Raw genomic sequence first — 22,973 nt, forward strand, 5'->3', positions numbered from 1 at the left:
CTTTGTGCCATTTGCGACATGCTAAGCGCAACAGCGCCCGGGCGGAACCCCCCGGGCGCCGGAAAAGCCGCGGCCGGGGTCCGCGCGGCGCGGTGGTGCCGGCGGCACGGGGCGTCAGAACCGCGGGGCGGGCCGCGGCCACTCGGGATCGTAGGCCAGTGAGAAGATTTGTTGAAGCAACTCGGCCTTGTTCGGCGCGTCGCCGAGGAGCGCCTCAACGGCGCTCCGCAGCTTCGCCATACGCGGATCGGCGGCCGCGGTTTCGGCGCCGGCGCCGCGGCCGATGCGGTCGAAGATGGCGGCCGCTTCCAGCAACTTGCTGCGTGCGTCGAGGAAGAACTGGTCGAGCGCGGCGGCGGCGGGGAGTGGGTTCATGGGGGCCTTACAGTTCGTCGGCGGCGGGCGCCTGGGTCGGTTCGTCGCGGCGGTAGCGCAGCTTTAACTCGATCGGTACGAGTTCATTCAAGTTGCCCGAGCGGAACCCGTCGAGGTCGAGGGTCACGAACTTGAACCCGAGCCCATGAAGCGCCCGGGCGAGTTCGCCGCGAACCGGGTCGGCGGCGAACTTCGACAGCTCGCTCACGGGCACCTCAACGCGGGCCAGGTCGCCCTCGTGGTACCGCACCCGGCACTCGCGCAGCCCCAGCGACCGCAGTACGGCTTCCGCGTCCTCGACCCTCTTCGTCCGCTCCGGGGTGACCGTAACCCCGGGCGCCATCCGGCTGGACAGGCACGGCGCCGCCGGCTTGTCCCAGGTCGGAAGCCCCCAGAACCGCGCCAGCGCGCGGACGTCGGCCTTCGTGAACCCGGCGTCTTGCAGCGGGTGCCGCACCGAATGCTCGGCGGCGGCGAGCAGCCCGGGGCGGTAGTCCCCCCGGTCGTCGAGGTTCGCCCCGCTCGCGATGATCGACACTTCCAGCTCCGGCAGGATCGACTCGACCGTGGTGTACAACTCGGTCTTGCAGTGGTAGCAGCGGGAGCCGTCGTTTTTGGTGTAGTCGGGGTTGCGGAACTCGTCGGTGCGGACGACGACGTGCCGGATGCCGATCAGCTTCGCCAGCTCGCGTGCGTCGCGCAACTCGTTGCGGGCCACGCTCGGGCTGTCGGCGGTCACCGCGACCGCCCGGGTGCCGAGCGCCAGGTGCGCGGCCTTCGCGACGACGGTACTATCAATGCCGCCGCTGAACGCGACCGCAACGCCCGGCATGCCGCCAAGGGTCGCGAGCAGCGCCTCGCGTTTGGCGTCAAGCGTGGCAGACAGTTCGATGGCGTTCGCCTCAGTAAACATGATTTCAGTATAAGAGCGGCGTGCAGGTGGGTGGTCAAGAGTTATTCGACTTCCGCGCGGGTTCCGATTCCGGTTTGCTGAAATCGAAGTCTGGATTCGGTTCGACTTCCCCGACCCGCTTTACCGGGTCTGGTTGGAACGGCTGTCGGACCGGCGTGCTCAGTTCGTCGTGCGCCAGGCGGCCGGCGTACCACTTCGCCAAGTTAACACCCGCAAGAACCAACGCCAAAATCGCGCCGAGCGCGAGCCGAAGCGGGTCGAACACCTGCGCCACGCGGTCGGGTGCCACGAACCGAACGGTCAGGAGCGTCGCGCCTGCCATCAGGAAGAATAGCCCGATCGCGAGCCGCATGTGCCGTACCGCCATCGCCGCGCCCTCCGGGTGTCCTCATTTTAGACGCGAACCACTCCGCCCCAACAGGCGGGGGAGAGTCAAACCACCAAATGCGCCACCACGGACAACGGAACAAGCCTCTGTCGGCTTACTGTGGCTTCGGGCTTTGCGGGTTATGCCACCGCTCGAAACACGGGCACGTCCCCGTTCGCGCTGTAACGGGGGTTACAGGGCGGCGGCAGCAACCGCTGGGGCACCGACGGGACAATCGCTACCGGATGAGTGGCGATTCGCTGGCAACTCGCTGGGTCATTGCTACCCGCGAATCGCGCGCTTTTGTTTCCGGATGTGGCCACGAGAGCAACCGCCCGCGCCCTCGAAACCGTCCCAACGGAGATCTGCAACATATTGCCAGCAAGTTATTTACGACGCCGCCATCGCTAACCCGTTGTGGCGCCAGCCGCACGCAAATCCGACGCCAACCGTCCGGCCCGGTGCGAGCGAAGGGGGTTGGAACTTCCGGTAGCTCCACACAGGGGAAATGGGTGCTCGAAATGCCCGATGTGCCGACCGTAGAGGGGTGTCGTCGCGCGCTGCGGCGCTTCGCGTTGACACACTTGCGCCGCGACTGTTACAGTCCGTCCGCTTGTGAGCACACAGGAGTTTTCGGGATTAACCCTCAGTCGTGGTACGCCCTGGTGAGCGGGGAGCGGCGCGGGCCGTTGGCGGCGGCGCTGCGCCTCGGTTTGCGCCTGGCGAGCTGTCCCTACGCCCTCGGGGTGCGGGCGCGGAACGCGTTGTTCACCCGTGGGTGGAGGACGGTTCACCGGGCCGCCGTGCCCGTGGTGAGCGTCGGCAACCTGACGCTCGGCGGGACCGGAAAGACGCCGTGCGTCGAGTGGGTCGCGCGGTTCTTCAGGGAGCGCGGCGTACAGGTCACGATTCTCAGTCGCGGCTACGGGAGCAGCACGGGCCGGAACGACGAAGCCCTCGTGCTGGAAGAGAACCTGCCGGACGTGCCGCACCTGCAAGGCGCCGACCGGGTGGCGCTCGCGGCCACCGCCGTCGAGGAACTTGAGGCCGAACTGCTCGTGCTGGACGACGGGTTTCAGCACCGCCGGCTGCACCGCGACCTCGACCTCGTACTGATCGACGCGACCCGGCCGCCGGAGTGCGATTTCGTGTTCCCGCGCGGCACCCTCCGCGAACCCGCAAGCGGGGTCCGGCGCGCCGGGGCCGTGCTGCTGACGCGGTGCGATCAGGTGCCCGCCGCGGAACTCGACCGACTGCGCGACTGGCTCGGGCGCCGGGTGCCGAACGTGCCGGTCGCGAGTACCGAACACCGGCCGATCGATCTGGTCGGCGGTGACGGAGACACCGAACCGCTGGAGCTGCTCCGCGGGCAGACGGTGGGCGCGTTCTGCGGAATCGGGAACCCCGGCGCGTTCCGGCACACGCTCGAATCGCTCGGAGCGACGGTCGCGGAGTTCCGCACGTTCCCGGACCACCACGCCTACACGGCCGAAGACGTGCGCGCCCTGACTCATTGGGCCACCACACTCCCCGATGGCGCGATCATCGCCACGACCCAGAAAGACTGGGTGAAGCTGCGCGTGCCGGAGCTGGGCGGGCAGCGGCTGCGGGCGGTGCGGATCGGGTTACACTTCCGCGACGGCGAGGGCGCCGTTTCGGACGTGCTGGAACGGGTACTGACGAGCGACACGGCCTGACCCGTGGCCGATACGCGATTCGGCTGGTTATGTCTGTTTCTTGTGGCACAGACATTCCTGTCTGTGCGGCGCGAGAAGGCCGCACAGACAGGAATGTCTGTGCCACAAAGACAACGGCCAAAACAGGTACCAGTAACCGAAGTGCGAATGAGGCGGCACAACACACAACGTCCGGCGCACGCGCCAACGGATGGCAACGGACCGTCACCATGACCGACCTGACCGAGCTTGTTCAGAACCTGGGCGCCCCGCGCGTGCTGGTGGTCGGCGACGTGATGCTCGACCGCTACGTGTGGGGCAACGCCGAGCGCATCAGCCAGGAGGCGCCGGTCGTCCTGTTGCGCGCCGACAAGCGGGAGGAGCGGCTCGGCGGCGCCAGCAGCGTCGCCACCATGCTCCACGCACTCGGCGCCCGCACCAGCGTGCTCGGGGTCGTGGGCAACGACGGCGACGGGTTCCACGCCCGCCGCATCCTCACCGGCCTCGGCATCGACGCGGACGCCGTGGTCACCGACCCGGACCGCCCGACGACGGTCAAGGAGCGGTACATCGGCCGGGCGCAGGCGAAGCACCCGCAGCAGATGATCCGGGTGGACTACGAGAGCCGCGAGCCGGCCTCGGACCGGGTGGAACGACAGCTCGCCGACGCGCTCGTCGCTAAGGTGCGCGAGGCGGACGTGGTTCTCATCAGCGATTACGACAAGGGCGTCTGCACGCCCGGGCTGCTCCGGACCGTGATCGAAATGGCGAAGGCGCGCGGGGTCCGGGTCGTCGCCGACCCGACCCGCGGGGGCGACTACCGCAAGTACCGCGGGTGCTCGAGCATGACCCCCAACCGGCTCGAAGCGAGCCTCGCGGTGGGGTTCGCGATCAACACCAGGGACGACGCGGTCCGCGCCGCCGCTCACCTCCGCGACACGCTGGAACTCGAAGCGGGCATCGTCACGCTCGACAAGGACGGAATGGCGCTCGCGCACGCCGACGGGCGCGGGGCCGTGTTCCCGACCCGCCCGCGCCAGGTGTACGACATCACCGGCGCCGGCGACATGGTGATGGCGACGCTCGGCCTGGCGCTCGCCGCCGGGGCCGATTACGGCGACGCGATCCGGCTGGCGAACGTCGCCGGCGGGCTCGAAGTTGAGAAGATCGGCGTCGCGACCGTCACCCGCGAAGAGATCCTGGCCGACCTGTTGCACTCCCCGTTCCGGACGGCGGAGCGCGTGCCCGGCGGGGCGAAGGTGACCGCCCTGTCCCACCTGCTCGCGGAACTCGACGGGCGACGCCGCAACGGCCAAACGGTCGCGTTCACCAACGGGTGCTTCGACGTGCTGCACGCCGGCCACGTCCAGTACCTCGCCGAAGCCCGGCGCCAGGCCGACTGCCTCGTGGTCGCCGTCAACAGCGACGCCAGCGTGCGGCAACTGAAAGGCCCGACGCGCCCGCTCAACCCGGTCGAGGCCCGGGCGCTCGTGCTCGCCGGGCTCCAGGACGTGGACTACGTCACCATCTTCAACGAGCAGACCCCCGCGAGCGTCATTGAGGCCGTGCGGCCCGACGTACTCGTGAAGGGCGCGGACTACCAGAAGGCCGACGTGGTCGGCGCGGCGTTCGTGGAGAGCTACGGCGGCCGGGTCCACCTCGCCGACCTCCGCGCCGGGTTCTCGACCACGAACCTGATCGAACGGATGAAGGCCGCCTGATGAACCGCATAGCGCTGTTCCTGCCGAACTGGATCGGGGACGTGGTGATGGCCACGCCCGCGGTCCGGGCCGTTCGCACCGCCTTCCCGGCGGCCGAACTGGTCGCGGTGTGCAAGCCCTACGTCGCCGACGTGCTGGCCGGCGCGCCGTGGTTCGCGCACACCGTCTTGGCCGACAAGCGCGGGCCGAAGGCGCAACGGCTGTTCGCCGCGGCGCGCCGGCTGCGCGAACTCGGCACCGACGCGGCGGTGCTGTTCCCGAACTCGTTCCGCACGGCCCTCCTGGCGCGGCTCGGCGGCGCCAAACGAATCGTCGGGTTCGCGCGCTACGCCCGCGGCTTCCTGCTCACCGACAAGTTGCACGCCAAAACCGACGCCCGCGGCCGGTTCGTGCCGTCCCCGGCACTCGACGACTACAACCGGCTCGCGGTCGCGCTCGGTGCGGCCGATCCCGGGCACCGGATGGAGCTGTTCACCACGCCCGCCGACGACTCCAGCGCCGCGGAGGTCTGGGAGCGGTTCGGGCTCGGGCGGTACCCGCGAGTGGTGGCACTCAACCCGGGCGCGGCGTTCGGCGCCGCGAAGCACTGGGGCTGCGACCACTTCGCGGAACTCGCACGGTCCCTGACCGCGCGCCTCGGCTGCGGGGTGCTCGTGCTGTGCGGCCCGGGCGAGCGCGAGATGGCCCGGCAAATCGCCGAGCAGAGCCGGTCCCCGCACGTCCACTCGCTCGCCGACGCGAAGCTGTCGCTCGGGCTGACGAAAGCCGTGGTCAAGCGCGCCGACCTGCTCGTCACCACCGACAGCGGCCCGCGGCACTTCGCGGCAGCCTTCAACCGGCCGGTGGTGGCGCTGTTCGGCCCGACACACATCGAGTGGACCGAGACGCACTTCGCGAAGGAGATTTGCCTTCAGAAGAAGCTCGCGTGCGGCCCGTGCCAGCAGCGGGTGTGTCCGCTCGGGCACCACCGCTGCATGCGCGAACTCGCCCCCGCCGCCGTGTTCGAGGCCGCCGAGCGGCTTTTAACGCGGCTCACGCTCCCCGTGTGGGAAGGGGTGCCCCGTGCAGCTTGAAGCCGCCGCCACCGTGCGCGAGCCGCAGGTCCTGTTCGCGCCGCCCGCCGACCGAGGCGGCACGCTCACGGTCCACACGGCGTTCGCCGAGTTGTTCGCGCGTGTCGGGTTGCAGCACCCCGCCTCGTTTCTGGACCTACCCGGTGAGGTGGTGAGCGGCCACGCCGACCGGCACGTCGTGCGGGTGACGGTGCCCGGGGCGCCGCGGGCGTTCTACCTCAAGCGTCAGCACGTCGTCGGGTGGCGCGAGAAGCTTCGCAACTGGCGGGCGGGGTTCGGGTGGGCGTCGCGGTGCGAGCGCGAAGCCGCCCTGCTGGAGGAGCTGACCGCCGCCGGTCTTCCGGCCCCGCCGTGGGCGGCATTCGGCACCCACGGGCGACAAGCCTTCCTGCTGGTCGAGGAGGTGGCAGATGCTGTCGACCTGCGCCGGCTGCTCGGCACGAACACGCTGTCGCCGGCTCAGCGGTCCGCACTCGCAAGGCGGATCGGCGGCGCGGTCGCGGCGGTCCACGCAGCCGGGTTCGAGACGCCCGATCTCACCGCAAAGCACGTGCTCGTGAACCCGCGCACCTTTGACCTGACGTTCCTGGACTGGCCGTCCGCGGGCCGTGGCGTGACGGACGCGGCCCGTGCGGACGCGCTCGGGGCGCTGCACGCATCGGTCTCCCCAGAGCTGGCGAGCCCCGCCGACCGGCTCCGCTTCCTCGCCGCGTACCGCGCCCAGGGCCGCGCCCCGGACAACCTACTGGCACGCGCGCTCGGCGCCGCAGCGCGCCACGCGACCCGGCGGTCGGTTCGTGACCAGCTTCAGCCCGGCGCGCGGCCCCAGCGGCTGGTGTGGCTCGCCGGCGAGGCCGTGTGCGCGGTGCCGGAGATCGCGGCGGTGTGGCCGACGCCCGCGATCAGGTCACCGTTTTACGGCTCGGGACCGACCGGCGCGCTGAAGGTACGGATGGCGGGCCGGGACGCGGTCCTCGCACGCGGTCGCGAGTCCGCGCCGCTCGGCCGGCTACGGGCCTGGGTCCGCGCCACCCCGTGGCGGTCGGAAGGGGTCACGATCGGGCGGGTGCTGTTCCACCTGGAGCGGTACGGGGTACCCGCCCCGCGTCTGATGGCGTTCGGCCAGCGGCTCACCGGGACCACGTCCGCGGAGTGGTTCGCGCTGTACGACGCGCCGCCCGGAGTGCCCTTGCGAAAATGGCGGCGGACGGCATCATCTTCCGCCCGCCGCGCGGCTCTTGCGAGCGTACTCGCGTGCCTGGACGCGCTCCACGCCGCGGGGTGCGTCCTGACCGACCCGAAGAACGCGTTCGCGTTCGACAACGGGCGGGTGAGCGTCGCGGACCCGCGCGCCGTGCGAGTCGCGCGACGGGTGGGTGCGGCAACCAGGCGGCGCGACGCCCGCGCCGCGGCCCGGCTTCTGGGAAGCCCACAGTTCCAAAATCCATGTTCCAAGTTCCAAGTGGACCGTTAGTGAACGAATCGTCATCGAACTCCGCGCGTGCGGGAATTCGACTTGAAACCTGGAACTTGGATCTTGGAACTTGACACGACTGGGAGCGGAATGAGCGCGAACCCGAACCCGTCCCTCTTCCGGCCCGAGGTGGGCGACCCGGTCTCGAGCTTCTGGCGCCGGGTGCGCCAGGGGGTGCGCCTGCTGCGCCGCCAAGCGGACTGGGAGCGCTTCGCCGGCGAGTCGTGGACGGAGAGCATCATGACGGTGCCGCTCACGGACCGCGAGCACTCTAAGCAGGGGCGATCCATCGGGCGCAAGGTGTTCGCTGACGGCCGCGACAAGCTGAGCGTGTACCTGAAGCGGCACTACCGCCTGCCGCGGCTGCACGGGCTGCTGGCGACGCTGTTCCCGGGCCGCGCGTGGTCGCCGGGGCTGCAAGAGTGGGCGCACCTGTGCTGGGCGAAGGAGCACGGGTTTCCCGTGCCGCGCCCGGTCGCGGCCGGACAGTTCGTCGGGCCGTGGGGCCGGCTCCAGGGGTTCCTGGCGGTCGAAGAGTTGCACGGGATGCTGCCGCTCCACGAGGCCGTTCCTCGCGCGGCCCGAACACTCGATCCCCGGACGTTCGCGCGCTGGAAGCGGGGCCTGGTGGCCGAACTCGCCCGCCTGTCGCGCGAACTGCACCGCCGGCACGTGTTCCACAAAGACCTGTACTTCTGCCACTTCTACATCCCCGAAGCGCTGGCCCGCACGCCCCCGTCCGGTTGGACGAACCGCGTCGTGATGATCGACCTGCACCGGCTCGCGCGGCACCCGCTCACCGGCCCGTGGTGGCAGATCAAGGACCTGGCGCAACTGCTGTTCTCGTCGGAAGTCGAAGGGGTGACCGCGCGCGACCGCGTGCGGTTCTGGAAACTGTACCGGCGGCACTGGCCCGCCGGGCGTGCCCCGGGCGAATGGATTCGCCCGCTCGTGAAGTGGAAGTGGCAGCGGTACCGCCGCCACAACCAGCGGAAGCCGTCCGCCGTGCCTTACGACCAGCAACGGAGTGCCGCGTAGATGGACATCGCACTGTGCTACGAGAGCGTGCTGCCGGCGCGCGGCGGCGCGGAGACGTACATCGGCGACCTCGCGCGCCGGCTCGCCCGCGACGGGCACGCGGTCCACCTTTATGCCGCCCGGTGGGACGCCGGCGCGCTGCCCGCCTCCACGCACTTCCACCGGATCGACGTGCCGAGCGGCCCACGGTTCCTGCGCCCGTGGCGGTTCGCCGAGGCGTGCGAAGCCGAGCTGCGACGCCACCGGCACGACGTGAGCATGGGGTTCGACAAGACCTGGGGTCAGGACGTTCTGTACCCGCAAGGCGGGCTGCACGCCGCCAGCGCCGCGCACAACCTGCTGAAGTACCCCGATGCGCTCTCCCGTGGGCTTGCGGCGGTCGGGAAGTGGCTCGACCCCGCGGCGTGGTCGTTCGCGCGGCTGGAGCGGAAGCAGTACCTCGGGCCGAACCGCCCGCTGATCGTCGTCAACAGTTTCATGGTGCAGAAGCACTTCGAGCAGTTCTACGGCATACCCCCGGACGCAGTGCGGGTGGTCCGCAGCGCGATCGACCCCCTTCGGTTTGCAGCCGAGGACCGGCTCAAGCGCCGGCACGAGGAGCGCAGCCGGTGGATGGCGTTCCCGGAAGACACGATCGGCCTGTTCGTGGCGATGAACTACCGGCTAAAGGGGCTGGCGCCCCTGCTGAACGCACTGGCGCGGGTGCCCCGCGATCGCCCGTTCAAGCTCGCCGTGGTGGGTCACCCCAAGGTCGACCGGTACCGGCGCCAGGCGGAGAAGTTGGGAGTCGCCGACCGGGTCGTGTTCCTCGGGCACCGCGACGACCCGCGCGACTGCTACTTCGCGGCCGACTTTCTTGTTCACCCGACGTTCTACGACCCGTGCTCGCTGGTCGCGCTCGAGGCACTGGCGTGCGGGCTGCCGGTGGTCACGTCGCGGTACAACGGGGCGAGCGAGTTACTCACCCCGCCGAACGACGGCGCCGTAATCGACGACCCGCACGACGCCGCGGCGCTGGCCGGAGCGATGTACCGGTTCACGGACCCGAAGTACCGCGCGGAGTCATCGACCGCCGCACGGCAGACCGGCACGAAATGGACCTTCGAGCACCACTATCAAGCACTGCTCAACGTGTTCGGCGAGGTGCGCCAAACCAAGAAGGCCGCTTGACGCCACTCCCACCGCTTGGCGCGCGGGCCTGCGGCGAGATCGGTTCACCGCGGGGACATTTGCGGAGTCGGCTGTGGCGTCGGCGCCAAGCGAGAATTCACCGACCGCACCGCCCACACCAACACGACGAGCAGCAACAGGGTCATAACTCCGGCCCCCACCCACACGGGCGCGAGCCCATTGCGCGAGGGGCGGGCGCGAGCGCGGTTCGAACGTGACGCGGGTGCTTGGCGCCGCTTTCCCCGGCGCGGCTTGGTAGTCAGTTCGGCCAGATCGACCGGCCGAGGGGTGATATCGGATGAAGTCGCCGCCGGCACTCCAGCAGGCGGGTTTTCCGGAAGGTCGAGCAACACGTGCTTCGTCGCGGAACTCGGCGCCAAACCCATTGAGGACGGGAGAGCAGTGCTCCGCGACGGCAGGGTGTCGCCGGACGCCGCCGGATTCTGCGGGGCGGGACGCACCGTCACCACCGGCACCGCGGCCGACCCGTCGGGATACCGCGCGTACGATTCCAGAATCGCGGCGACTTCCGCTGCCGTCTGAAACCGGTCGTCGGGGCGCTTTGCCATCAGCCGGGCGACGATCTCGGCCACCGGAGCGGGCACCCCGGGCCGCAGCGCCTGAAGCGGGGCCGGCCGTTCGAGTTGGTGCTGCAACAACTTCTCGATCGCGTTCCCGGTGGGAAATGGGGGACGGCCGGTGAGGAGGAAGTAGAGCGTGCAACCCAGGCTGTAAAGGTCCGCGCGTGCGTCCACCAGCTTCGAGTTTTTCGCTTGCTCGGGGGCCATGTAGTCCGGCGTCCCCACGACGGTATGGTCCCGCGTCAGGTCCGGGGCGACCATGTCCTCGGGATCGACCGCCCGGGCGAGTCCCAGGTCCAGAATTTTGACGACCGCAGGTTCGGTCGCCTGAGGCAAATGCCGCTCACCCGCAACCACAATGTTGGACGGCTTGATGTCGCGGTGGACTAGGCCATGGTCGTGCGCGTGTTGCAACCCGAGTGCCGCCTGCCGAACGTATTCGCACGCTTCCACGACCTCAAGCTTCTGGAAGTCACGCATCATCCGGGCCAGGTCGATGCCGTCGACAAACTCCATCGCCAGGAAGAACTTGCCGTCCGCCTCGCCCGCGTCATCGACGCTCACGATGTTCGGGTGGTGCAACTTGCCAGTCGCCTGCACCTCGCGCGCGTACCGGCCGCGCACGGTCGGGTTCACGATGAGTGACGGCCGGATCACCTTGAGGGCCACCGTCCGATCGGTGCGACCGTGCCGCGCGCGGAACACTTTGCCCATTCCGCCCTCACCGAGCTTGTCGAGCACGACGTAAGAGCCAACGATGAGGTCCGCGGACTTCCCACGAATGATCTTGCCGAGTTGGTAGTGGGTGACGCGCTCGTGCTTGAGTATGTGCCTCATCCCGCCCTGGAGGTCGGTTCCGAAGGCGTTCAGGTCGCGGACGATCGCCCCGATCTGCTCGGGGGTGAACAGCCCGCTCCCCTGGAGGGTACGTACCAAGTCGTCGGCGGTTTCAAGTGGCATACCGGGCGCGTCCGATCCGCTTCAGGCGACGCCCCGAACGAAGGCCGGCGAGGGCGGCCCATTCGGTTCTTCAGATTGTAGCGCATCGTTGGCCCAATAGAAGCGGCAAATCCGACCGATACGGCGACGAAGTTCGAAAGCGAACCAACACCGCATGAAGCGAACCGTTAAAATTCCCGATGATGACACAACCCAGGTGCTGAGGAGAGATGCTGATGTCACAGCCCGTGAAACCCAACCCGGTCGTTTCCGCTACCGCCGTGTCGGTTGCGGCGGAGTCTCTGCCGTACCGCAAGGTCTACGCCTGGGTGTTTCAGGCGTGGCTGGTCATGTTCCTTGGCGTGATCTGCGCGGCCCTGGCGTTTTACCTGTTGTCATACATTCCGAAGTAGTAAGCGTTCACGGGCGATTTGCCCCGCGTTTTCCCGTGCCTTTTGAGCCCTTTCCGTGGGCGGTTGCCACTGGCGAGTGTGTCCTGTGACCGATCTAACGCCATGACACCTGTTCCTCAACCGCCGGACCTCCCAGTCGACCTGCCGCCTCACGTGGTGGCGTATATCCGGGCACTCGAAGCCACGATTGCCCAGCTCACGGCCCAGGTCGCCGAACTGACCGCCCGTCTCAACCAGAACTCGACCAACTCGTCGAAGCACCCGTCGTCCGACGCCCCGCACGTGAACCCGGCCCCGCCCAAGGGGGCCTCGGGCACGCGTCGCGGGGGCCAACCGGGACACCCCAAAGCGGAACGCACCGTTCTGCCGCCCGATGAGATCCGGGCCCTCCAGCCGTCCACGTGCCGGGGGGGCGCGCCCGCTGACCGGGGACGACCCGGAACCGGCCGTTCATCAGGTCCACGAGATCCCCGTCGTCAAGCCCCACGTGACCGAGTACCGGTGCCACCGGCTCCGGTGCCCACACGGCGGCACGACCACGGTGTCCCTGGTGCCCGCCGGGGCGACCACCGGATACGGCCCTCGGGCCCAGGCCGTGGCCGCGCTTCTCACCGGCTCGTGCCGCCTAGGCAAGCGGGGCGTGAGCCAACTGTTCGGCGACCTGTTCGGGCTACCGCTGAGCCCGGCCATGGTGTGCAAGCTCCAGCACCGATCCGCCCAGGCGCTGGCCCCGGTGGCCGACGCGGCCCTCGTCTACACCCGTGGCCAACCGGCCAACGTGGACGAAGCGGGCTGGACGCAAGGGCGTCAGCGGGCCTGGCTGTGGGCCGCCGTGACCACGCTGGTGGTGGCGTTCCTGATCCGCCGGACTTGTGGCCGAGCCGCCTTGGACGACCTCCGGGCCGGTTCGACCCAGGTGCACACGACCGACCGGTATCCGGTGTACACCCACTTGCGCCCGCACAAGCGGCAAGTGTGTTGGGCGCACCTGCGACGCGATTTCCAGGCGATGATCGACCGGGGCGGTTCCGGACAGGCGATCGGCGCGGCTCTGCTGGCGTGTTCGGACGCCCTGTTCGAGAACTGGTATCGGGTGCGGGACGGAACCCTCGCGCGGTCCACATGTCGCTCGACCTACATCCCCGCGTTGCGTCGTCAGGTTGGGGAGCACCTGCGGAGCGGGGCCGCGTGCGGCTGCGCCGAGACGGCCGCCACCTGCGCGGAGTTGTTGGCGGTCGAGGCGTCACGGTGGACGTTCGCGCGGGTGGCCGGCGTGGAACCGACCAACAACGCGGCCGAGCGCGAGGTGCGTCACGCCGTGTGCTGGCGGAAGACCAGCACACGGCACCGACAGCGAACGCCGGAGCCGGTTCGTAGAGCGGGTCCTCACGGTCATCGCCTCGTGTCGCCGGCAGAACCGCCATGTCCTGGAGTTCCTCACCGACGCCGTGACCGCGCACCGCACCGCACCGGCGCGACACCGCCGACCCTAATCCCAGCCGAAGCCCAACAGACTCCGATGCGGAATTCACTCCTCGCCAACTGTTGATACACTGCCGCATCACCCGTGAACGCTTACATGGGCTTTCTCAGCACGTCGACGGGGCTGATGATTCCCACCACAATCCCGCTCGGGTCGATCACGAACAGGTGGTGAACGCCCACCTCCAGCAACTGTTCGATCACCGACGCCGCCGACACCTCGGTGGTGACCTACTTGCGCTGCACGAACCTGGCGGGGCAGGCCATTCATGGTGCCGGGTTTCGGTCGTAAGGTTTGTTCAGTGAACGAATAGAGCCATTTCCGGACGGTCGGCCATGCTCCTGGGTGCGGTGTTCGATCGGTTCGTTGAGGAGAGCCCACTGAGCGTCATGTCTCGGGCCACCATTGAACACGCGCTGTCGGCCTCGGCCCTGGATGCGTTATTCGAGCACACGGCGGAGACGGGGTACACGCAGGAGTTGCTGTTCTCGACGGTGGTGGAGTTGATGAGCCGGGTGGTGTGCGGGAAGGCACATCACGTGCAATCGGCCGACCAGCACATGGTGGATCGGATCCCGGTGACCCTAAAGTCGGTGTACGAGAAGCTCCAGAACATCGAGCTCGGGGTGTCGGCGGGGTTGGTGCGGCGCATCGCGGACCGATGCCACGAGCGGATCGGCCGGTTGGGCGGCGAGCGGGACCCGGTACGGCCCGGTCGAGCCGTTCGGATCCTGGACGGGAATCATCTGGGGGCCACCCAGAAGCGGCTCCGGGTGACCCGCGGGCGCACCGCCGGCCCGCTCCCCGGGCTGGTCCTGGCGGTTCTGGACCCGGACCGCATGTTGATCACCGACATCATCCCGTGTGAGGACGGGCACACCCAGGAGCGAGCCCTTCTGGACCCGGTGATGCCGCTGGTGCAACCGGCCCAGGTGTGGGTCGGTGACCGCAACTTCTGCACCGCCGAGTTCCTGTCCCGGATCGATCAGCGGGGCACGTCGTTCGTGATCCGCCGGCACGGGAACACGACCCTCGAGGGGGACGGGGAGTGGACCGCGGAGGTGCGTACCGACACCGGTCGGGCGAGCGAGCGGCCGATGTGGGTGTGCGTGGGTGGGGAGCCGGTGCTGCAGGTGCGGTGCGTGCGGGTGCGGTTGGACCAGCCGACCGGGGACGGGGACCGGGAGCTCGAGATCCTGACCAACGTGCCGGGCGACCAGGCGGATGCGGCAACCGTCGCGGCCGTATACCGGGGCCGATGGGCGGTGGAAGGCGCGTTCCACGAATTGACGGTCGCGCTGCGGTGCGAGGTGAACACACTCGGGTACCCGAAGGCGGCGGTGCTCGGGTTCGCGGTGGCGGTAGCCGCGTACAACGTGCTGGCGGTTCTCAAGGCCGCGATGCGAGCGGCACACGGGGTGGACGTGGTGCAGAACGAAGTGTCCGGTTACTACGTGGCCCTCGAGCTGGCCACCGTGTACCCGGGCATGATGATCGCCGTCCCACCGGCCCAGTGGGCCGTGTTCGGGGCCATGTCGGGCGTCGAGCTGGCCCGGCACCTACGGGCCTGGGCCGAGAAGATTAACCTGAAAAAGGTCAAAAAGTCACCGCCACGCAAGCCCACGAAAACCAAGACCGAACGTGTCGAAGACAAAATCCTACATGTCTCAACCGCTCGGTTGCTGGCAGATGACAAGAAGAATCGTCAGTCGCAAAAACGGCAACAAAAACGACAGTAGCCCTACCGTGAATGGCCTGACTCATACCACTAAAGAGTGGCAACGCAACCCATTAGGTTCATAACAGGCTCTAAGCGATCCGATTAAACCGCTATCCACGCATGCGATTGTGGAGCCCGGCAACGTTTTTCATCATTACCGTGTGGCAACGGAGCGGGTCGTAGTATTCGCCACAGTGCGAACTTCACCCACGGCGACATGTTGAAGGGCCGGAGCTGAATCGCTCACCCCGCAACTCGCGTAGCACGAGCGGCGCGAGTCGCCGTAACGCTCCCTATAGTGGACCCCGAAAACTGGACCGCCGGTTAAGCTATACCGGAGGCCCAGGAAAGGGGAACCCATGGCGGGCAAGCGGAAGAGTCACTCGGCGGCGTTCAAGGCCCAGGTCGCGCTGGCGGCCCTCAAGGGCGACAAGACCATCAACGAACTGGCGAGTCAGCACGGCGTCCACCCGACCCTGATTCATGGGTGGAAGAAGCAGTTGCTCACCGGGGCCGAGGCCGTGTTCGCCTCGGGGGCGAAGGGCACCGGCCCCCCGGAAGACAAGACGACCGAGTTGTACGAGCAGATCGGCCGCCTCAAGGTGGAACTCGACTGGGTGAAAAAAAAATCGGCCGCCCTCGGCTGAGGCCAAGCGTGCCCGGATCGAGGCCGAGCACCCGGAGCTGAGCGTCCGGCGCCAGTGCGAGCTGATCGGATTGAACCGCTCGACGGTGTACTACGAGCCGACCCCGGAGAGCGCGGAGAACCTGACGCTGATGCGGTTGATCGACGAGCAGTACACGACGTGCCCATTCTACGGGAGCCGGCGCCTGGCCGCGTGGCTGGGCACCCAGGGTCACGAGGTGAACCGCAAGCGGGTGCAGCGGCTGTTGCGGATCATGGGGTTGGAGGCCCTGTACCCCAAGCCCAAGCTGTCGGTCGGGTCCGGGCACAAGGTGTACCCGTACCTGTTGCGGGGCGTGGCCATCGACCGGGTCCATCAGGTGTGGAGCACGGACATCACGTACATCCCGATGCCCACCGGGTTCATGTACCTGGCCGCAACGATGGACTGGTTCAGCCGGTACGTGGTGGCCTGGCGACTGTCCAACACGTTGGACGGGTCATTCTGCCAGGACATGCTGGAGGAGGCCTTGGGCCGGGGCAAGCCGGAGGTGTTCAACACGGACCAGGGAGTCCAGTTCACGGCCGCCGCGTGGGTCGGGCGATTGGAGCGGGCCGGGGTCGCGGTGAGCATGGACGGGCGGGGCCGGTGCCTGGACAACGTGTTCGTGGAGCGCCTGTGGCGGAGCGTCAAGTACGAGGACGTGTACCTCAAGGGTTACGAGTCGGTGCCGGCCCTGGAGAGTGGGCTCCGGGCGTACTTCGGGTTCTACAACACCGAGCGGTTACACCAGTCCCTGGACTACCGCACCCCGGCTCAGGTGTATGGCGTCGGAGCCACGAAGGCCCCGACGAAACAGTAGCGAAGGATAGCAACTTTTTGGTCTAGACAATGGGGTCCACTGTACCCACCGCGACATTCGGCCCGCGACTCGGGCCGAATGTCGCGAGCCGAAATCGCCGCATGAGAAGGGAGGTGACGTAGCCGGCGGGGAATCACTCGACACGGTACACGATATACGCGTCGTCGGCGTACACCTCCTCGAGGTAGTGCGCCTCAAACGGCTGTGACCGCGATGCAACGACGTGCGTGATACCACGCATCCGTAGCGCGGTGTGATCGGACAAGAAGTTACGACTCTGATTCGAGTAGAAATCGGCCGCGAACGTCATGCGACTATGCCACTCTTGCACCTCAGAAGCCGCATATGGCACCGACTTGAAATCGACGTACACGCATGCCCCAGTCGCGAGTCGGAACCGCTGCAGATCGACCGGGATTTGGTTCGTACCTTCCTTCGCGCGCGGCGGAGGGGCGAACGTGTTGGACACCGCTCCGCGCCCGCTCCCGACCTTCGGAAAGCTGGTCGGGATAAGGTACACATCTTCGGGCTTGGCGGTCCCACGAACGAAATTGTAGACACCACTTTCGTCGACAGTGCGGTAGCCCAATCCGAGCGCGGTCACGGCTACACCACCTGCAACCAGTGTCACTAGAAGCGCGAACGCAACCCGCTCCGCTTGCCGATTGTTGGAAAACCGTGAAGCAACCGCCGAACAGATGATGGCCGTCGCGATCGGTACGAGTAGCACCGAGATGCGCCACGGGAACGTGAGTGCGAGTGCGTCACTCCGGGTCGCGAGTTGCACTCCAGTGAAGAGCACGCCGCCGGCCGCGGCGGTTGTCAACGCTCGGCCGAACGGTACTCGGCGTGCAAGTACCAAACCGAACACGACCCACGCAAGTTGGCACCCTGCAACTCGGTCGAGCCATCGCGCCGGCACGCAGTGGTGCGGAATGCGAACATTCGCGAGGGTGCTCAACGCGTTCTCGGCCCCCGCATTAAGTGGGTCGAACTGACTGAAAGTGAACAGAAACACCGGTGCCACCACCACCAGTGCTCCGCCGCCAGCCTGTACCGCGGCCCGCGCCCTTGTGGGCGCAAGCGTACACACGAACCCCGCGACCAGCAATCCGGAGGGGAAGAGATACGTCGAGTGGAACCAGCATGCGGCCGCGGCCACGGCACACGCAAGTCGTGGCTTCCCGTGTGCGAATAGCGCCAACGCCCAGACTAACAGCACCCCAAATGCAGACGGCTGAAACCCCGGCCCCAAGAGGTACTGGGCGGCGAGACCAGACTGGAGGTACCAGGGATAATCGACTCCCACAGCCTGTATCGAGAGCCACCTCAGGATGCCCGCATGCGCGGCGGTGAAAAGGGCCGCAAAACCCAGACGTGCGAGCCAGCTATTGGGAAACCACGGGAGCGTGACCACGAGCCACCGCACGGCGAGAAAATAGCTCGCGAGTAGCGCGAAATACACCGGCTGGATAAGCCACGGCTGTGTCGCGAATGCGCCCGACGTGAGCAGCGAAAAAAGCGGCGTGGGGTCGGCCGTGTTCGCGAGCCAGTCGCCCGCGAGGTGCCCATAGTGTGCGCTCGCGGCAGCGTGCAACAGGTACTGGTTCTGGTTCGAGTAGTACAGCGGAGACTGTGTGTGCGATATTGCAAACGCCAACGCAAGCAGCACCGCCTCGACTGTCAATATGCGCGAGCCGGAAGTCGATTCATGCATACGGTCTTTTTACGAACCCCAGTAGCAGCGATTACATCTGACTGGGTCAAGTCCGAAGAATGTGTGAACCCTACTCAGAGGCATGTGGTCTGCAACTGTTCCGGAATTCTTGCCACAAACCTTCGTTGCAGAGCACCAAGGCTTGCAAGCCCCCCGCAGTCTGGCTAGTGCGCTCCCTACGCTTCAAGGGCGAGGACGGCTGCTATCGGGCACAAGCTTCGCGATGGCCGCCGGGCTTACCGATCACGTGTGGCCAGTCGCCGAATGGTGGCCATTCCCCCGCCGTGCAACGCGTGTCAAATACCACCAGAGTTTTACATGTCCCGCGTATAAAATCAAAGCAAGACGGGCGGGAGAGGCGCGGTACCAGGTTTACTTGCAGCATCCGCAACCGTTTTCGCAAGCGCAAGATACGCCTTCGAGACGGCCGAATCAGGGTACTTGCGCACGATCGGCTCGCCGTTGTCGCCACACCACGCCACCCGTGGGTCGATGGGCAACTCCCCCAGGAATGGGACCTTGCTCTCGTTCGCGAGCTTTTGCCCGCCGCCGACTCCGAAAATCGGTGTTTTATTGCCGCCCGCGTCTTCGAAGTAGCTCATGTTCTCCACGATGCCGAGGATCGGCACGCGGACCTCGCCGAACATCTTCACGCCCTTACGGGCGTCGATGAGGCTTACTTCACCCGGGGTGGTTACGATGACCGCCCCGGTCAAAGGCGCGCTCTGGCTCAGTGTGAGCTGCGCGTCTCCGGTCCCGGGCGGCAGGTCAATGATGAGGTAGTCGAGTTGGCCCCAGTCGATTTGGGCGAGAAACGATTGAACGGCTTGTGCCACCTTCGGCCCGCGCCAAATCACGGCCTGCTCGGGGCTCACGAGGAACCCCATGCTCATCAGCCGGATGCCGTACTTCTCGATGGGAAAGGGGGTGGTCTGTGGGTTCACCGATCCCAGCCCGAACATGAGCGGCACGGACGGCCCGTAGATGTCCGCGTCCATGAGGCCCACGGAACGGCCGGTCATGTGCAGCGCCATTGCGAGGTTCGCGGCGACTGTGGATTTGCCCACGCCGCCCTTTCCGCTGGCGACCGCAATGAGTTGCTTTACCCCGGGCAGCACCAGCTTCGGGGGCATTTGCGGGTTCATCGGTGTTCCTTATTTTGTTCACCCAGCGCGCGCAAAAGCGCGAGCGGGTAGATGCCGGTGTCGTGCCCGTCGTTCCACTTGATCTGGTACGCGTAGTGACCAACCGGAGTCATGGCGACCGGCGCGGGGGCGCCGGCGGCCACCTCCTGCGGTGTCAGGATGCGGAAGGGGTCGACCGGCTTACCGCGCTCCTCGTTGCAGGTCGCGCACGGGCACTTCGCACGGAGCGCGGTGAACGCCGTGAATGTGGCAACCCCATCGCTCCACTCGATCTTCAGCCCATTGCCCTCGCGATTGAGGGACACGGGGCGGAGGTCTTCGGCCATGCGCACAACTCCGAAGCAGTCTCACTGAGCGGTGTTGATTGTAGCAACCGCCGCACGCCGCCCCAACCGCTCAGCTTGAGCGGTTGGGGCGGCGCGCGACGGTTCCGCTGTGGTGGGGCTATTGTCCCTGCACCCACGTCACAACGAGCATGTCGCCTTCGATTTTGGCGTTGTAGGTGATACTCCAGTTCGGCCCGTTCTGCTTTCCGGACCAAGGAAAGTTGAGCGTCTTGCCCGGTTGCGGCACCTGCAGCACGGTTGTGGATTTGCCGCTCCCGGTGGTGCGGATTTCAAGTGCGTACTCGCGCTTTCCGCTGTTCAGTCCAGCGGGAGCGGTCGGGAGCGGCAGGTCCGCGCGGATCGCTCCGTTTGCGTTGACGAACATGCCCGTCACCACCATGACGCTCGGCGGTTGAGCGGTTGCACGCTCCTGAATGAACTTGACGCGAACGATAGCGTCCGAGCCACCGGCGGCTTTGTTGGTAGTTTTCAGATCGCCGACCCAGGTGCCCGAGAGTTTCGCAAACCGCTTGTCCGGTGCCACTTCAATTTTGAGGTTCTTCGCGCTCGGCGGGGCATCTCCGATAGTTGCCTCTGCGATGGTGAACCCCGGCCGGGCGTGGACGACCTTAGCGAAGGTGGGTTGTGTCTTATCGCTCGGAACGGGCACCGCGACAGACTCGTTCGTTGTAAGGCGTTCGACCTTGTTGCCGGTGTCGGTCACCTTCAACACGGCCATCGTGCTACCGTCCCGCGGCGCCTCGACCTTCGCGGCCGCCGACTGTTTGGCGCCTTGCTTCCCGTTGTGCGCCACGAGCGAGATCGGGAACGTGCCGGGCTTCTCGAAGGTCACGAGTCGCTCGACCTTGCCGCCGCCGGTCACCTCGACGCGGCCGTCGCCCAGGTCCCACACGCAAGACGCTGCGTTGACCACATCCGCGGTAAGCTTGAAGGTTGCGGGGGCGACGGCCGCCGAGACCGGTTGAACCGTAAATGCCCCGATGCTCGGAGGCGGTTCGGACTGCGCCGCCGCGGCAACGTCCACAGGAACGGTGCGCTCGTTTTCGTCGCCGAGGTAGTTGCGGACAGTGAGTTTGACCGTGTAGCTGCCCGGTTTGGTGTAAGTGTGAGTAATCGGCTGCTCTTTGGAGAACGGTTCAAGAGGGGTGCCGTCACCGAAGTCCCACCAACCGCTCTCACCGGTCGCCTGGTTCTGGCAGGTGAGTGTGAAGCCGTCGGTGCTCACCGCAAAATTTGCGACCGGTTTAGTTGGCTTTACCACTTGGTCCACGATTGCGGTGGCGTAGGTGCCGGCCGCACCGCCGCCGAGCCCGAGGAAGCCGAGGATCATGCCCTTGAGCCACCCGCCGGATTTCGCGGGCGTGCTGACCGAGGTTGGCGCGGGGTGCGAGGGGCCGGACATTGAACGGTCCTCCGTGACCGAGGAGTGTGCTTTGACCGCGAAGATATGCCGAACGGAAAGGGCGGGGCAAGGCGAACTGTCTGATGAGTCCGCGAAATCAGGGGCATTCCGTGTCTCATCTCGGCGCGTGCGGGTTTGTTGGGCGGGTGGGGTGCTTCCGGCCCGAGGTACACGATGCCCCCGCGTTCGCTGCACAAGAAACCATCGAAAATTCCGAGCCACGCGGGTTACAGTGCCTGATCCACTCGCTACCGGCGGCGCGGCCTCAAGCAGGGGTTGAAGGTGGCCCGCACCCGAGCGGTGAACAAGGTGACCACTGTGGAAGTGGTGCATGAGATCACGAGCTTTCCACGCGAGCGGGCCGACGCTCGTGCACCTCTGGACATGGTGAGATACCACTGGCTCATTGAGGACTAGATCCATTACTTGGGCGATGCGCCCCTGCGCGAGGGCGCGTGACGGTTGAGCGGGGGCGCGTCCGTGCTCGCGCCCCCGCTCAACCCCACCATCGGCCCGCTCGCCACCGTTCCCGCCAAAACGTGCCCCAAAGCCTTTAAATAGCTTCAGATGCGCCACGAATATGCACACCAGTTTACCGGCGTTCCCCAGCATGAATAACGGAACCGCCCTGCTCCTCTGCGAAGGGTGTACGACATGCTTTGCGCCTACCCAGCGAGTCTGTGTCGGCGTTCGCCGGTGATGTTGGCTTGTCGTCGATTCCAGAAGTCATTGAGCGGTGCGGTTTCGCTGAGCAGGTCGGCCCGGAGTTGGAGGATCGCTTCGGCGCCCGGCTCGGACCAGAACTTCTCGGACCCCTTGACCCGATGATTCATCTGCTTGATCGTCGACTCCACGTGGCTGGTGGTGATCGGCAGACCGGCCCGGCGATACTCCGCGTATTTCATACGTCCCCGTTGGTTCTCGAAGTCGCACCGGGCCTCGGCTACGCACACCCGCGGGTGCGTCTCGCCGTCGGTCGCCTCGGGCATCCCGAGAACCTGTTGCCGCGACTCCAGACCCGACACGACCGTCGCAACATCCCCACGCCACAGCGCCTCGATCCACTGCACATATCGGGACCAACCCTCCCCAAACGGACCACCCGCCATCGCGGCACCGTACACATACGCCAACGCGTGGATGAAATCGACCACCGGCGTGAAGCTCGAGAAGTGCCGTTCCCACACGCCCCAGTTGGCATTCGACCCGTCGCCCAGAAACACCCGGCGTTTCGACCCGTAGAACCCACGGGCCCAAGCCGCGGCCGCCAGCAACCCACCGAACACCTCGACCCCCTGCTTGGTGCTCACCACGCTCCGCACGACCAACTCGGGCGGTTCGTACCGGCCGGTCGCCTCGGGCACCGGTTGGGGATCGACCGGGGCGACCGCGTCACCGGCCGGCTCACGCCCGGCGGCCTTCGATTCCGACTTGATTTCCTGGGCCAGACGCGGGATCCGCTCGGGGTCGATATAGTGCGTGGGAATTTGCGGGCACGGGTCGTCCGTGTCGGACACACTCGCCATTGAGGCCAGCAAACCCACCTTAACCTCACGCCAATGCTCCCCCTTCTTCTTCTTCTTCGGGGGTACCGGCGTCGCGACCGCGGAGCCCTTCGGCTGTTCCGGTGACGTCGGGTTCCGGATCTGAAGCCTTCCGCCGTCCATCTGGACCACCGCAATCGGCGGGGGCACGACATCCGGAGGCGCCTTCTTGCGTTCAACCAGAGGCAAGGACTCGTAAGCCGCGACGGCGGCATCGCGTTCGGCACACCGCTCGGTACCGATCTGTTGCGTTCGTCGCTCGACCTGCTTGACCGGAACCGGAACCTCGGCCAGTTCCCGCAGGGCCTCAGCGGCCAGCGCAAACGATCCGCACCGGGTGCCCGCGAACACGACTTTCTTCAACAGGGCCGGGGATTGCCCGCCGCG

19 protein-coding genes and 1 pseudogene are annotated in these 22,973 nt (G+C 67.0%); 10 read left to right on the forward strand and 10 right to left on the reverse strand.

From position 1 onward, the window contains the following. Positions 1–114 precede the first annotated feature (114 nt). Genes GobsT_RS21920 through GobsT_RS21930 form a run of 3 tightly spaced genes read right to left on the reverse strand, consistent with a single transcriptional unit; the run spans position 115 to position 1,655 of the window. Complete coding sequence (locus GobsT_RS21920; RefSeq protein ID WP_010047767.1) at positions 115–375, reverse strand: hypothetical protein; 261 nt, start codon at positions 373–375, stop codon at positions 115–117. A 7-nt stretch (positions 376–382) separates the two neighbouring features. Beyond that, positions 383–1,288: an ATP-dependent sacrificial sulfur transferase LarE gene (gene larE / locus GobsT_RS21925; RefSeq protein WP_010047768.1), complete on the reverse strand. Its 906-nt coding sequence runs from the start codon at positions 1,286–1,288 to the stop codon at positions 383–385. Positions 1,289–1,322: 34 nt separating this feature from the next. Next, entirely contained in the window at positions 1,323–1,655 is a 333-nt protein-coding gene (locus GobsT_RS21930) for a hypothetical protein (RefSeq protein WP_010047769.1), read from the reverse strand. Positions 1,656–2,320: 665 nt separating this feature from the next. Here GobsT_RS21930 and lpxK point away from each other — a divergent pair. The 6 genes from lpxK (at position 2,321) to GobsT_RS21960 (ending at position 9,807) form a co-directional block, all read left to right on the forward strand. Continuing rightward, positions 2,321–3,352, forward strand: coding sequence for a tetraacyldisaccharide 4'-kinase (gene lpxK / locus GobsT_RS38045; protein WP_157506985.1), 1,032 nt, complete (start codon positions 2,321–2,323; stop codon positions 3,350–3,352). 209 nt (positions 3,353–3,561) lie between these two features. Beyond that, positions 3,562–5,052, forward strand: coding sequence for a D-glycero-beta-D-manno-heptose 1-phosphate adenylyltransferase (gene rfaE2, locus GobsT_RS21940; protein ID WP_010044655.1), 1,491 nt, complete (start codon positions 3,562–3,564; stop codon positions 5,050–5,052). Further along, on the forward strand, positions 5,052–6,125 hold the full coding sequence (gene waaF / locus GobsT_RS21945) for a lipopolysaccharide heptosyltransferase II (RefSeq protein WP_010044653.1): 1,074 nt from the start codon (positions 5,052–5,054) through the stop codon (positions 6,123–6,125). The genes rfaE2 and waaF overlap by 1 nt, the downstream gene beginning before the upstream one ends. Continuing rightward, positions 6,115–7,599 (forward strand): lipopolysaccharide kinase InaA family protein, encoded by a 1,485-nt coding sequence (locus GobsT_RS21950; protein ID WP_010044652.1) that lies wholly within the window; start codon positions 6,115–6,117, stop codon positions 7,597–7,599. The genes waaF and GobsT_RS21950 overlap by 11 nt, the downstream gene beginning before the upstream one ends. Before the next feature lie 90 nt (positions 7,600–7,689). Then, a complete protein-coding gene (locus GobsT_RS21955; protein WP_010044651.1) occupies positions 7,690–8,637 on the forward strand; it encodes a lipopolysaccharide kinase InaA family protein in 948 nt (315 codons plus the stop codon). Next, positions 8,638–9,807, forward strand: a complete 1,170-nt coding sequence (locus tag GobsT_RS21960) for a glycosyltransferase family 4 protein (protein ID WP_010044650.1) — start codon at positions 8,638–8,640, stop codon at positions 9,805–9,807. It begins immediately after the preceding gene. A 44-nt stretch (positions 9,808–9,851) separates the two neighbouring features. Here GobsT_RS21960 and GobsT_RS21965 read toward each other — a convergent pair whose 3' ends face one another. Beyond that, positions 9,852–11,348, reverse strand: a complete 1,497-nt coding sequence (locus GobsT_RS21965; RefSeq protein ID WP_010044649.1) for a serine/threonine-protein kinase — start codon at positions 11,346–11,348, stop codon at positions 9,852–9,854. Positions 11,349–11,563: 215 nt separating this feature from the next. Between GobsT_RS21965 and GobsT_RS38050 the strand changes: the two genes are divergently transcribed. Next, complete coding sequence (locus GobsT_RS38050) at positions 11,564–11,740, forward strand: hypothetical protein (protein ID WP_157506867.1); 177 nt, start codon at positions 11,564–11,566, stop codon at positions 11,738–11,740. A gap of 102 nt (positions 11,741–11,842) precedes the next feature. Next, positions 11,843–13,289, forward strand: a pseudogene (gene tnpC / locus GobsT_RS21970) (IS66 family transposase). Between the two features lie 26 nt (positions 13,290–13,315). Here tnpC and GobsT_RS21975 read toward each other — a convergent pair. Beyond that, positions 13,316–13,441, reverse strand: coding sequence for a CBS domain-containing protein (locus GobsT_RS21975; RefSeq protein WP_010044644.1), 126 nt, complete (start codon positions 13,439–13,441; stop codon positions 13,316–13,318). 117 nt (positions 13,442–13,558) lie between these two features. Here GobsT_RS21975 and GobsT_RS21980 point away from each other — a divergent pair, with 117 nt between their 5' ends. Both GobsT_RS21980 and GobsT_RS21985 read left to right on the forward strand, forming a co-directional pair. Continuing rightward, the gene (locus GobsT_RS21980; RefSeq protein WP_010044642.1) at positions 13,559–14,962 is read left to right on the forward strand and encodes a transposase; all 1,404 of its coding nucleotides are present in this window, start codon (positions 13,559–13,561) and stop codon (positions 14,960–14,962) included. Positions 14,963–15,302: 340 nt separating this feature from the next. Continuing rightward, a protein-coding gene (locus GobsT_RS21985; RefSeq protein WP_417936319.1) for an IS3 family transposase occupies positions 15,303–16,431 on the forward strand; the annotation gives its coding sequence in 2 pieces (ribosomal slippage) (positions 15,303–15,581 and positions 15,583–16,431; 1,128 coding nt in all). 133 nt (positions 16,432–16,564) lie between these two features. Here GobsT_RS21985 and GobsT_RS21990 read toward each other — a convergent pair. From GobsT_RS21990 to GobsT_RS22010, 5 genes are all read right to left on the reverse strand, one after another. Beyond that, positions 16,565–18,148, reverse strand: a complete 1,584-nt coding sequence (locus GobsT_RS21990) for a DUF6798 domain-containing protein (protein ID WP_010044639.1) — start codon at positions 18,146–18,148, stop codon at positions 16,565–16,567. Between the two features lie 335 nt (positions 18,149–18,483). Beyond that, positions 18,484–19,293 (reverse strand): Mrp/NBP35 family ATP-binding protein, encoded by an 810-nt coding sequence (locus tag GobsT_RS21995; protein WP_010044637.1) that lies wholly within the window; start codon positions 19,291–19,293, stop codon positions 18,484–18,486. Beyond that, a complete protein-coding gene (locus GobsT_RS22000) occupies positions 19,290–19,619 on the reverse strand; it encodes a DUF971 domain-containing protein (RefSeq protein ID WP_010044635.1) in 330 nt (109 codons plus the stop codon). Before GobsT_RS22000 ends, GobsT_RS21995 begins: the two co-directional genes overlap by 4 nt. Before the next feature lie 118 nt (positions 19,620–19,737). After that, positions 19,738–21,042: a PKD domain-containing protein gene (locus GobsT_RS22005; RefSeq protein ID WP_010044632.1), complete on the reverse strand. Its 1,305-nt coding sequence runs from the start codon at positions 21,040–21,042 to the stop codon at positions 19,738–19,740. A 665-nt stretch (positions 21,043–21,707) separates the two neighbouring features. Beyond that, a complete protein-coding gene (locus GobsT_RS22010) occupies positions 21,708–22,937 on the reverse strand; it encodes a hypothetical protein (RefSeq protein WP_232068404.1) in 1,230 nt (409 codons plus the stop codon). Positions 22,938–22,973: the final 36 nt, after the last annotated feature.

It is taken from the genome of Gemmata obscuriglobus (assembly GCF_008065095.1).
Classification (GTDB): Bacteria; Planctomycetota; Planctomycetia; order Gemmatales; family Gemmataceae; genus Gemmata; species Gemmata obscuriglobus.